General features: G+C 58.6%; 8 protein-coding genes. 6 read left to right on the forward strand and 2 right to left on the reverse strand.

Annotated elements, in window-relative coordinates:
- Positions 1-22 precede the first annotated feature (22 nt).
- On the reverse strand, positions 23-1,408 hold the full coding sequence (locus LVY75_05630) for an NADH:flavin oxidoreductase (protein ID XAZ19637.1): 1,386 nt from the start codon (positions 1,406-1,408) through the stop codon (positions 23-25).
- Positions 1,409-1,916: 508 nt separating this feature from the next.
- Between LVY75_05630 and LVY75_05635 the strand changes: the two genes are divergently transcribed.
- On the forward strand, positions 1,917-3,650 hold the full coding sequence (locus LVY75_05635) for a hypothetical protein (protein ID XAZ19638.1): 1,734 nt from the start codon (positions 1,917-1,919) through the stop codon (positions 3,648-3,650).
- 118 nt (positions 3,651-3,768) lie between these two features.
- On the forward strand, positions 3,769-5,727 hold the full coding sequence (locus LVY75_05640; protein ID XAZ19639.1) for a C1 family peptidase: 1,959 nt from the start codon (positions 3,769-3,771) through the stop codon (positions 5,725-5,727).
- A 123-nt stretch (positions 5,728-5,850) separates the two neighbouring features.
- On the opposite strand, the gene LVY75_05645 is transcribed toward LVY75_05640, so the two are convergent.
- Positions 5,851-6,498, reverse strand: a complete 648-nt coding sequence (locus LVY75_05645; protein XAZ19640.1) for a TetR/AcrR family transcriptional regulator — start codon at positions 6,496-6,498, stop codon at positions 5,851-5,853.
- A gap of 65 nt (positions 6,499-6,563) precedes the next feature.
- Between LVY75_05645 and LVY75_05650 the strand changes: the two genes are divergently transcribed.
- The 4 genes from LVY75_05650 (at position 6,564) to LVY75_05665 (ending at position 11,806) form a co-directional block, all read left to right on the forward strand.
- Positions 6,564-7,724 carry a beta-lactamase family protein gene (locus tag LVY75_05650; protein ID XAZ19641.1) on the forward strand — a complete coding sequence of 387 codons (1,161 nt, stop codon included), beginning with the start codon at positions 6,564-6,566 and terminating at the stop codon, positions 7,722-7,724.
- Positions 7,725-8,156: 432 nt separating this feature from the next.
- Positions 8,157-9,122 (forward strand): sugar-binding protein, encoded by a 966-nt coding sequence (locus LVY75_05655; GenBank protein XAZ19642.1) that lies wholly within the window; start codon positions 8,157-8,159, stop codon positions 9,120-9,122.
- A gap of 75 nt (positions 9,123-9,197) precedes the next feature.
- Positions 9,198-10,739 (forward strand): sugar ABC transporter ATP-binding protein, encoded by a 1,542-nt coding sequence (locus LVY75_05660; GenBank protein XAZ19643.1) that lies wholly within the window; start codon positions 9,198-9,200, stop codon positions 10,737-10,739.
- 41 nt (positions 10,740-10,780) lie between these two features.
- On the forward strand, positions 10,781-11,806 hold the full coding sequence (locus LVY75_05665; GenBank protein XAZ19644.1) for an ABC transporter permease: 1,026 nt from the start codon (positions 10,781-10,783) through the stop codon (positions 11,804-11,806).
- Positions 11,807-12,318 lie beyond the last annotated feature (512 nt).

A 12,318-nucleotide genomic window follows, 5' to 3' on the forward strand; every position in this document is an offset into this window, starting at 1 on the left:
GAATGCGCGTGCGATGCGGGCCTCAATGGAAGGTCGGCGGCTCGAAAACCGACATGACCTGCTTGATCATCTCGCTGTAGCGATCCTCGAAAGTCGCGCCGTCGAACCGGCTGAGGTCATAACAGCCGAGCGGGTTTTCGAGATCGTTGAGCAGACACTTGTTGCAGTAGGTGCATTCCTTCTCCGGGCCGTTGGCCTCGGCGAGGATCTTCGGCAGATCGTTGTTGGCGACCAGCGGGCGGGCCATGCTGACGCCGTCGCAGGCTTTCGAACGGATGGCCTCGGCGATCCTGTCGGCATGCTGGAACCCGCCGGTACAGAGCACCTTGATCGCAGGGTCGATCTTGCCGATCGCTTCGGAAACGGCGCGCGCATAATCGAGATTGATGCCCTCGATGACCTTGCCGCGACGCCAGCGCCAGAGCGCCTGGAAGGCGCGTCCCAGCAGGGGATTGGAAAAGATCGCATAATTCATCGGCGCTCGCGTGCCTTGCGAGAGCATGCCGTCGTACCAGCGATGCAGGTCGTTCAGCGGCAGGTCGCCGGCCGGATTGCGCGGATGCGGAAAGGTCGAGCCGCTGGAGACATGAAAGGAGTCGACGCCCTTGCCCCCGTCGAGCAGCATCGTGCAGATCTTGACGGTCTCGTCGAGCGTGTTGCCCTTTTTTATCCAGGGATAGAGCCAGTCATTGTGGTCAACGCCGTTGATCTTCATCTGCAAATGAAAGTCCTGGCCAACCTCGCGGCGGATCGCCCTGACGATCTCGAGCACGAAACGCGCCCTCCCCTCCCAGCCGCCGCCATATTCATCCGTCCGGTCGTTGATGCCGGAACTCAGGAACTGCGTCAGTAGATAGCCGTTGGCGCCGTGAAGTTCGACACCGTCGAGCCCTGCCTCGCGTGCGCGCCGCGCCCCTTGCGCGAACTGCTCAACAACCTCGGCGATCTCGGGTTTCGTCATCGCCTGGGCGAGCAGTCCATGGAAGTAATCGCTCTTGTTGGTCGAGCTCAGGCCCCTATTGAACAGGTTTTCGACGCCGCCCATGTCCTGCTGGCGGCCGGAATGGCTGAGCTGCATGATGAACCGACAGTCATGGCTGTGGACGCGGTGGCCGACCTCCCGCCAGAACGGGATCTTGTCGTCGTCGTCGATCATCGCGTAACGCACGAGGATACGGCCGCGCACGGAGACCGGGGTAAAGGATGAAATGATGCAGCCGATCCCGCCGCGCGCGAACTTCTCCTCCCAGTTCAGCCGGGCATTGCCGCCGTGGCCGTTATAGTCGTCGAACTGGCCTGATATGTTGGATCGAAAGAGCCGGTTCTTGACCCTCAACGAGCGAAATTTCAGCTCGTTGAAGATGAGGGTCGTGTTATCGGCGTGTGTGAACTGGCTATCTGGGTGCATGCAGGGCCTTCCGAATGACGAGCAACAGGAAAACAAAAAGCCGAAATGCAATGCGAGGTTTATAACCCCCAAGTGTTATGGACGGTAATGCAATCTAATGTAGTTTGCAAATGGATTTCGGTACCGCCCATCGCAGCAATCGGCGCCCCCATAGGTATTAGAGGACGAAGCCGCAGGCACTTACATTCACAACGTTGGTCGTGTCCGGCATGACCGTAAGCTGCGCATTTCATGTCGAAGTATTTGCGTTCGCTTCAGAAGCGGTAGCACGTTCTGCAAGAGAAGCCGCAGCCGGTTCGGAGGTATTGAGCGCCTATATCGCCAACCATTTCGCCTCGACGCCTGCATCGTCGCGCATTCACGCGGCCTCGATCTGAGGCGGATATCGCTTGACAAAATCCGACGACTGACTTTACTTAAACTTGCAATTTTTCTTCATGACATGGATTAGATGAACGCGTGCCGGCCGTGCACGCATGTCGATTCAGGTCGTCTGGCGGGGGCTGGAATGCGGAAGTTGCTTGTGATTTTCTTCCTGTTCTTCGCGATGTGTGGAGGCGCTGGCGCTCAACAGACGTGCCAGGGCCAAGGCAGCGCGTCGTGGCGTGGTCTGAATATAAACCAGACAAGCTGCGACAACTGGAACGGCGGCTTTATCCCTCAAGCCGGCGAATACTACGCCGCTTTGACGTTCCGTTTCGAACTTAAGTCGAGACCGCCGGGATCGCGAAGCACCGCGTCGATCGGCGCGATGTTCAAGCGGATTTTCACGTCGGCTGACACCGATGAAATCACGATTTCGGTGGCACCGCGGTTGGGTAGCTACGTATCGACCGAGCGTCCAATCTATTCTTACATGGCCAACAACACCGAGCGCACGTTCGGCACCAATAGCGATTTTGAGTTCAGCACGCCGTATATACGCTACGACAACGACCCTCTGAGCTTCGTCCTGAAGGCCCGCGCGACGACCAAGGCGAACTTCGATGTGAAAGCCCTGCTGGATCGCGTTAAGCCACTCATAGACGTCGCCGGAGGAGGAGTTATTTCGGAGGCGGCAAAACCCGCGCTGGACGCGGCGACCGAAATTACCGACAGCATTCTCACCTCTTACTATAGCTTCGAAGAGTCATCGAACGCGACCTTCGGTTTCGCCGAGAGATCGCGTGACGGTGTGATCAAACGCGTTCTCGTCCTCACCACTCCGCAAGGCGATGATGAGGTGGGCACTCTGACCGCAACTGTAAAGTTCCGGAGGTCGATGGTCGCCGGCAACGACATAGGTTGGAGCGAGCTAACCCGGGATCTGCCCGCACCGGACTATTCGAACGTCAATACGAATATGCTGTCGATCCAAATGCCGGCAATCGGGGATCAGAAGAACACCCTGTTCTCCAGCCTTGCCGCGGATGACGATAAACGCGCGATGCTTTCGAAAGTCGCATATGGAACAGGCCCGATCGTCGAAAACGACTGCCGGCAGCTTCGGCAGACAATTTTCAGCAATTTCGGCTTTAATGACATCGACACGCTCCGGACAATCTACGAATTGCTGGAAATGGGCGGCAGGCAGGACCTCTATACCCGCGGCTCCAGGACGTGCTTCCAGGGACGTGATTGGAACAAGTTATCGGACTTCAAGATAATTCCCGACGATCTTGAGGTACTTCCGGATAAAAGGCTGATCGATTATTTCGCGACGGGCTTGCGTCTCGGCTTCAAGCCAAATTCGATCTACCTGGAACAGATTGCCGATAATCTCGAGCAGGTCGAGGACAATACCGGAGAAGCCGTGCTTTCCTGCACGGGCGTCAACAAGTCGAGAACGGAAGTCGCCGCCTGCCTGGACGGGTTCAGGCTCAATCGATACTCCGTCACCTCAGCAGAACAGAGCCCGATCACAATTGTAGCCACACGTCGGAGCCAGATACTGGACGCTTTGGCAAACGTCGCCACCGAACCTCCGATCGTGCCCGCGTCAGGTTCGGCCACAGGCTCGCAAAGCAACACGTCGACGACAACATCGATGACGGACGCAAAGGCAGCGGCGAAAATCCCCGATCACATTTACCGCTTTCTACTCTTCTACGACGGAAACAAGAGAATACGGCAGATCACACTGGAGAAAGCCAGGCGGGAGAACGTCGGATCTGACCTGGTCGAACAGCTATCCTTTCCCTGTTGGATTGCTGCTGCCGGCCAAAGTCAGTCCTGTGCCGATATTCCTGCCGACCAGCGTTAATCTCGTCGCGGAACGACTGATAATCGACGCGAAGAGCCCTGCGATCGGTCGATGCTGACGATCCCGACGGATCTGCTTTTCCTCTCATAATCACTCGTCTCAGCACCGGAGGTCCAGCATGCCAACGTCCAAGAAAGACCCAGCACGCACATTCGATGCGTTACCGGACACAATAGACTTTCGAGATACGATCTTCATACCAACGCTGGTCCGTGTCCCGGCGAAATCGGACCTGCAGGCATATCGTAACTTCAAGATCCCGATCCTGGATCAAGGAAGCGAGGGAGCGTGTACGGGGTTCGGTCTCGCGACCGTGGCGAATTACCTGCTGAGAGCAAGAGGCCAGAATCCAACCGCGGACGAAGTCAGCGCGTGGATGCTGTATGCGATGGCAAAGCGCTACGACGAATGGCCCGGCGAGAATTACAACGGCTCGAGCGCGCGCGGCGCGATGAAAGGCTGGTTCAAACATGGCCTCTGTGCTTACGCACTCTGGAAGGAGCGAGACCCTGACCCGACCCTCGAAGAAAAACGGTCGGCAGATGCTTTGGCCCGGCCGCTTGGAGCTTACTTCCGGGTCAATCATAAAGACCTGGTGTCGATGCACGCCGCGATTTCCGAGACCGGAATATTATATGCCACCTCACGCGTACACGACGGCTGGCAAGCGGTGAAGTCTGGCGACGAGAACATCGAGTACCGTCCCGGTGTGATCGGTGGACACGCCTTCGCCATCGTCGGTTTCGACAGGCGCGGTTTCTGGATCCAGAACAGCTGGGGCGACAAATGGGGCACGGGCGGGCTCGCGAATCTCTCCTATGCCGACTGGCTTGCAAACGGCTCGGATGTCTGGGTCGCCGCTCTCGGTGCGCCCGTCGATCTTACCTCCTCCCTGGCGACCGCCAATATGCGTGCCAACGCTCCGCGAAGCTACGAGAGCCAGATCTACGCCGATCTGAGGCCGTACATCATAACCTCAAAGAACGACGGAGTTCTGGACGACAAGGGCACCTATGGTCTGACGTCGGAGGGGTTGAAGACGCTCGTTACGGAGCGGATGCCCGCGGCGATGAAATCCTGGAAGCGGAAAAGGGTACTCTTGTACGCCCACGGTGGCCTCGTTGGTCAGGACGGCGCAATTCAAACGGTGTCGAGCAATCTCGCGCCGTTGCTGCAGTCGCAGGTTTATCCTTTATCTTTCATCTGGCGCTCGGACGCGTGGACGACGATCGAGAACATTCTGCGCGATGCCGTCGGACGCCGCCGTGACGAGGACGTTCTCGACCGGGCCAAGGACTTCATGCTCGATCGGCTTGACGACACACTCGAAGTGCTTGCGAGGAATCTGGGCGGGAAGGCTCTTTGGGACGAGATGAAGGAGAACGCACTCCTGGCTACCAGCAACAAGAACGGCTCGGCAAGGCTCGTCGGTGATCACCTTATCGACCTGTATAAAGCTGGAAAAATCGATGAGATTCACCTGGTCGGTCACAGCGCCGGATCGATATTTCACGCCCCGTTGGTCGAGAAGTTCGCCGCGGCGAAAGTCCCGATCAAAAGCTTGAACCTCTGGGCTCCGGCCTGCACGATCGAACTTTTCAAAAAGGCGTATCTTCCTGCAATAAAAAGCAAGGCGATCGAAGAATTCGATCTCTATACGCTGGACGACGCAACGGAACAGGATGACGACTGCGCCCAGATCTATCATAAGTCGCTGCTCTATCTCGTCAGCAACGCATTCGAAAAATCCCCGCACATCCCCGCCATACGGCCCGGAATTCCGTTGTTGGGTCTGGCGAAGGATGTGGACGCATCCCAGGCATCCATATTCGACGGAGACCGCCTCCGGTGGCTCCTTGCGCCAGGCGGCGCAAGCGACGCCAGACATCACGGCGATTTCGACAACGACAAGGCAACTTTGATGTCGACGTTACAGCGCATTCTCGGCACATCCGTATCTCGGGTGGCGGAGGATTCGCTCAGGAAGACCCGGTTCGCGTCGAACGTTCAGAAGAAGGAGTTCAGAAGGCAACTGGAGCGCAAGCTCGCCAGCGATGCTGCCGTCACAAAGTATTGAAGATGTTGTGGACCCAAAGTCGGCAATCGCGCTCGGCCTGTGGGGCTGATTTGCTGGCATCGCGTGGGCGATGTCAGCTCACCACGCATAGCCTTCGGGTACACAGCGCGTATCAGCTCTTCTTCAGCTGGAATGGTAGCGGCCGAGTTCGTTCATGGCGTGCGTCACCATTTCCATCAGTTCCTCCGACGTGGCCCCGTCACGCGCCTGGACGGACATGCCCTGTACGATTGCGCCGAGAAAACGCGCCAATGATCTTGCATTCGTGTCGGGGCGAAGCTCCCCATCCGCTATTCCGCTCTCGATACGCGCTGTGAAGGCATCGAGCGTCTGCTGGCGAAGCGAAGACACATGATAGGCAATATCTTCGTTTTCCGAGGCACAGTTCAGCACGGCCGTGGAAATCATGCAGCCTTTCGGGTGATCGGGGGCCGTAAAGATCATCGCCGAATTTATCAGGAAACGTTCGAAGGCGGAAAACGTATCAATCTGTTCCCTCAACGGATTGCCCGGATAGGGCCGGGGCATACGGCGATATTGGTCAAGAGCCTCCCGGTAGAGGTCCGCCTTGGACTGAAACGCCGCATAGAGGCTTTGCGGCGTGATGCCCATGGATGCCGTGAGATCGGCGATCGACGAGCCGTCGTAACCATGCTCCCAGAATACGTCGCGCGCCGCCGCTAGCACCGTCTCGCGATCGAAAGCCGGCGGGCGGCCACGCTTGCGTGCAATGGATTCTTTATCGCTATCCTTATTTTTCACAACGATCACTCTAGAAATAAAAATCGGTTCGGGTTATTCAGGAACGACCATTGTGATATAGGAGGTTTGGTCACATGAGTCTCCCTCTCGAAACTGCTGTTGCAGACAATTCCCTGGCTGAAAGCCTCGACGCCGTCATCGATCACACGCTCTTCGAAAGGCGGCTCGTGGGTGCGGTCGTTCTCGTTGCTCGGCATGGCGAACTTGTCTACCACCGCGCTGCCGGCCTGGCCGACCGCGAGGCGAACCGCGCCATGACCGAGGATACGATCTTCCGCCTGGCATCGGTAACGAAGCCGATCGTTGCGATTGCAGCCATGCGTCTAGTCGAACAGGGGCTAATCGAACTGGACGATCCGGTGACGAGATGGCTGCCGGATTTCCGGCCGCGTCTCGCGGACGGCAACGAACCGGTGATCCTTATCCGCGATCTCCTGACGCATACGGCGGGTCTGACCTACGGGTTCACGGAGGAAAATGGCCCCTATGTTCGTGCTGGCGTTTCCGACGGGCTGGCGGAGCCCGGTCTGTCTCTGGCCGAAAACCTCCGGCGTATCGCAAGCGCGCCCCTGCTCTTCACGCCGGGCACAAACTGGCAATATTCGCTGTCGATGGACGTCATCGGCGGTGTCATCGAAAAGCAAACCGGCACGAGGCTTGGCGAGGCGATCGAAAGGCTTGTGACCGGCCCGCTTGGGCTACGCGACACCGCGTTCCACATTACTGACCGCGAGAGACTGGCGGCGGCCTATAAGAACGCTTCGCCCGAGCCCGCGCGCATGGGAGCGGAAGCATCCGTCGTGGCATTGACCGGAACGGTGAAGTTTGCGCCAGACCGCATCTTCGATCCCGAGTCCTATCATTCCGGCGGTGCCGGCATGGCAGGAACGGCGCATGAGGTGCTCGCGATACTGGAGACAATCCGTAAAGGCGGTGCACCGCTTCTTTCCGAGGAGACGGTGGACCTTATGACCCGCGACCAGGCGCACGGCGTGCGCCAGCCGCTGGACCCCGGAATCGGCTTCGGTTTCGGATGGGCCGTGGTCACCGATCCCGTCGCCGCGCAGGCACCATGGTCAAAGGGCACCTATCGCTGGGGCGGGGTTTATGGTCACAGCTGGTTCGTGGATCCACAGAAGGAACTGACGGTCGTGGCGCTGACCAATACTGCACTGGAGGGCATGTGGGGGCAGTTCACCGTCGACCTGCGCAATACCATTTACGGCGCCCTCTGATCTCGTATCCGCTCTAGCGAACACGAGAAGCCCTTGCGCTGGTCTGATTGACTGGCGCAATTCAGGGATCGTAGCAAACAGCAATTCGGACACGGACCTGCCTCGGCGGCATTGCACCGGGCGCCGGCGGCGCGCTGCCGGCGGACTGGCCGTTGGTTGCGGGGATATCGAGTGATGGCGAGTTCCCCTGAAAAAGGAACAAGCGGTCGCGGGGCAGCGGGTACAACTTCTCCATCGAACTGCTATGCCGAAGCTCCTGCTACTCCCACTAATATTACTATTTACTAATTGAGATTCTGGTATACCGTCGGAGGGCGATCGGCACCCATGCCAGACGTCGCCTTGCGACAGGCCCTTGGAGGGGGCGCGCGCATTCGGCCGACCGTAAGTCGCGAACGGGCCCTCGCAATTGCGGCCTTCGGGAGGAGTATTATGAAACAAATGAAACGCAAGAATGCTGCCTTGTTTTTCGCCGGGTTGATGCTGAGCGTGGTGCCTCTGGCTGCATCCCACGCTGCCGACAAGCCGACGCTCGCATTCGTCGTCAACGGAGCGTCCGACTTCTGGAAAGCCGCCGAGGCGGGGGTGAAAAAGGCGCAGAGCGAAATGCCTGATTACACCATGGAACTCAAATATCCTGAGCAGGCGGCCGTCGCCATTCAGCAGCGCCTGATGGAAGATCTCGTCAGTGCTGGCGTCAAGGGGATCATGGTTTCCGCCGTCGATCCCAAGACCCAGACGGACGGCCTCAACAAAATCGGCTCGCAGACGGCTCTCTTCACCACCGACAGCGACGCACCGAAGACCAATCGCGTCGCCTATATCGGCTCCTCGAACGTTGATGCCGGCAAGCAGGCCGCCGAAATCGCCAAGAAGGCGATGCCGGACGGCGGCAAATGCATGGGCTTCGTCGGCCTGCTGGGTGCCGATAATGCTCGCGAACGCATCGAAGGCATGAAGGAGGGGCTCAAGGGCACCAAGATCGAGCTGGTGGACGTTCGCGGGGACGACATCGACCAGACTCGTGCCAAGAAGAACGTCGAGGATGCGCTGGTCGCCAGCCCCGATCTGACTTGCATGGTAGGCTTCTATTCCTACAACACGCCGCGCATCTATGAGGCGCTTCGTGACGCAGGCAAGCTTGGCCAGATCACCGTCGTCGGCTTTGATGACGACCCGATTACACTTGGGGGCGTCAAAGAAGGCACGATCGCCGCTACCGTCGTCCAGCAGCCGTTCGAATGGGCCTATCAGGGCATGAAACTGATGGCCGCCTACCTCAAGGGCGACAAGTCCGGCGTTCCTGCCGACGGCCTGATCATTATCCCCACGGTCATCATCGGCAAGGATGACGTGGACAAATATGCCGCCAACCTGAAGGCCATGGCCGGAAAATAAACCGGCTTCGCGGCGGCGGCGGCCCTCGCCGCTGCCGCTGAATACGTTGACATTACCAGCAGTCATGGGCAGGCGATGAATCATAGCAGCGACATCCCGTCACCGGGCGTGCCCTCAACGCCGTTCCTTTCGCTTTCCGGAGTTGGCAAGACCTATCCAGGCGTCGTTGCACTAGACGGCCTTTCACTGGACATCGCGCCAGGCGAGGTCATCGGCCTCGTCGGCGAAAACGGGGCCGGAAAATCGACGTTGATGAAGATCCTCGGCGGCGTGATTGCCCCCGACCGGGGAAGGATTCTGCTCGACGGGACAGAGCTTCGTCACCTCACTGTGGAATCGAGCATCTCGTCCGGCATCGCCTTCGTGCATCAGGAACTCAATCTCTTTGAGAATCTCGATGTCGCTGCCAATATCTTTCTTGGGCGCGAACCGCTGAAGGCGGGACCTTTCAAGCTCGTCGATCGCGATCGCCTAAGGGACATGGTGAAGCCGCTTCTGAAGCGCGTGGGCGCGCATTTCTCCGCCGACACGCCGGTGGCATCGCTCTCGCTTGCAGAGCAGCAGATGGTGGAAATTGCCAAGGCGCTATCCATCAACGCAAGGCTGGTCATCTTCGACGAACCAACATCCAGCCTTCCGTTGGCGGAAACCGAACGGCTGCTCAATATCATCAAGTTGCTGAAGGCGGATGGCATCAGTGTGATTTTCATCTCGCATCGCCTCCACGAGGTTGAGCGCGTCGCCGACCGGGTTGTAGTCCTGCGCGATGGTGCACTTGTCGGCACGCTCGCAAAAAAGGACATTGGTCACGATCAGATGGTCAAGCTGATGATCGGCCGGGCGCTTGCGGCCCGTACGGCAAAGCCGCAGCGCTCACCTGGATCAGTTGCGCTGAAAGCAAGCGGCGTGCGTACTGCGGCCTATCCCAGTCGCCCCGTCGATCTTGAAATGAGGTATGGAGAAATCCTCGGGCTTGCCGGCCTCGTCGGGTCGGGCCGCACCGAGCTCGCAAGGGTGCTCTTCGGCATAGACCGCAGTTACGGCGGAGCTATTGTGCAGGACCGAGAGGAAATCGTGCTTCGTTCCGCGCGGGATGCCGTTGCTCGCGGTATTTTCCTGGTCCCGGAGGATCGCAAGCGTAACGGCATACTTCTTGATTTCCCGATCGCCCAGAACATAACCCTTGCCGACCTTCCCGCGCTCGCCAGCCGCTTCATGCTTTCCGCCGAGCGGGAGATTGCGGCGGCCGAAAAGCAGCGCGTTCGCCTCGGCATCAAGGCGCCCTCCGTTTCGACACGAACCGGCACTCTGTCGGGCGGCAATCAGCAAAAGGTGGTGCTTGCCAAATGGTTGTCGATGAGCCCCAAGGTGATGATCTTCGATGAGCCGACACGCGGCATCGATATTGGCGCGAAGAACGAGATTTACGGACTTATGCGGGCGCTTGCCGATGCCGGAGTTGCGATCCTGATGATCTCCAGCGACATGGAAGAGGTGATCGGCGTTTCCGACCGCATTGCCGTCATGCATGAAGGCCAAATCGCCGGCATCCTCGATGAGGATGAGTTCAGTCAGGAAAGCGTGCTTTTGCTTGCTGTCGGTAAAAGCGTAAAATAGCAGCCGCGACAATATAATCAGGTATCGGGAATGGTTCTCGCATGGTCAAAAAAGATCTTGGACTGCTGCTTCTCATCGTCGTCGTCGGTGTCGTCGTCGCCATCATCAATCCGCGCTTCCTGCTGCCGATCAACCTGGCGAATACCGCCAACCTGATCGGCCTGTTTGGCATCCTGTCGATCGGTCAGGCCTACGTCATCATTACAGGCGGTATCGAACTTTCGGTGGGCTCGCTCGTAGCCCTGCTCGGGGTGCTGTTTGTCGATTTCGTCGCTGTCCAGGACATGCCATGGATGCTGGCGCTACCACTCATTCTCGTGCTCGGCGCGGGTATAGGTGCCATCCACGGCTTGCTGATCACCCGACTGAACCTGCAGCCCTTCGTCGTCACCCTCTGCGGTCTCCTTATCTATCGCGGTGCAGCGCGCTTCTATACGGCCGACGGAACGGCGGGCTTTGCGTTCGGTCAGAACTTCCCGGACCTCGAATTTCTGACGGCCGGACGGTTCTACGGCGTTCCCAACACCTTCATTGCGCTTGTCATCATTTCCGTGGTCATGTGGGTGGTACTGCATCGCTCAATCTTTGGGCGCTATCTCTACGCGATCGGCAAGAACGAGGAAGCGGCCCGCTATTCCGGTATTCGTACCGGCCGGATGGTAATGTCGGCCTATGTCATCTGCGGGCTGTTGACGGCGCTTTCGGCAATCTATTTCGCCATGTATACGCGCTCGATCTCGCCGGCCAGCCATGGCCAGTTCTATGAACTCTACGCGATTGCCGCTGCCGTACTCGGCGGCTTTTCGCTCCGCGGCGGCGAGGGATCGATCGTCGGCGTCGTGCTCGGAACAGTCCTGCTCCAGGAGTTGCAGAACCTCGTTAATCTGCTCGGCATCCCCTCGTCGCTAAATTTCGCCGTCATGGGTGGTGTTATCCTTATTGGCGTCCTCATCGACCAACAATGGCACGCAATCCGCGCACAGCGGCGCCTTGTGTCAGCAGCCAGGCAGACCGAGGCCCGTGTTCCGGACGAAGGCACAGTGCCGGTAGTTGCCAGTCAGGACTAGGCCTCCTTGCCGGCAAGAACCGGCTTGCAAGGGTTGAGCTGATCTATGACGGCGGCGATATCGTCCGCCCAAAGCTGCAGCTCAGTGGAATACCCACGTCAAGGGGAGCACCGATCCGCCATGGCCGCGCAGGCCGAGGCAACGAGGCGGATATTTCTGCACGCGTGCTTTCATACTGGCTTCCAGCAAAGCTGTTCTGTGGCCATCCGTGAATGAACAGTATCGACGGCGCGTCCTCTTCCCCACATACCCTGCGCCGCCAATTACACTGTGAACGTCCATCATCGTGCCCTCCCGTCAGCATCACACCAGCGAGAAATTCTCGTTGTGACCGCCCGACCCCGCCCGCCGTCCGCTCGGATTTCTCAAGCCGGGAAAATCGCCTTCAGGCTGTTGTCAGGCTGATCGGCTATCGAACTTCGCAGTGGAGTGATGTTCCCGATCACCCCTCTTGCCGAGATTACCCACGGAAGTTCGATTACAGTGAGCGTACAAGCCACCGACGTCCCCGC

Origin of the sequence: Sinorhizobium sp. B11, assembly GCA_039725955.1 — a bacterium.
GTDB lineage: Bacteria > Pseudomonadota > Alphaproteobacteria > Rhizobiales > Rhizobiaceae > Rhizobium.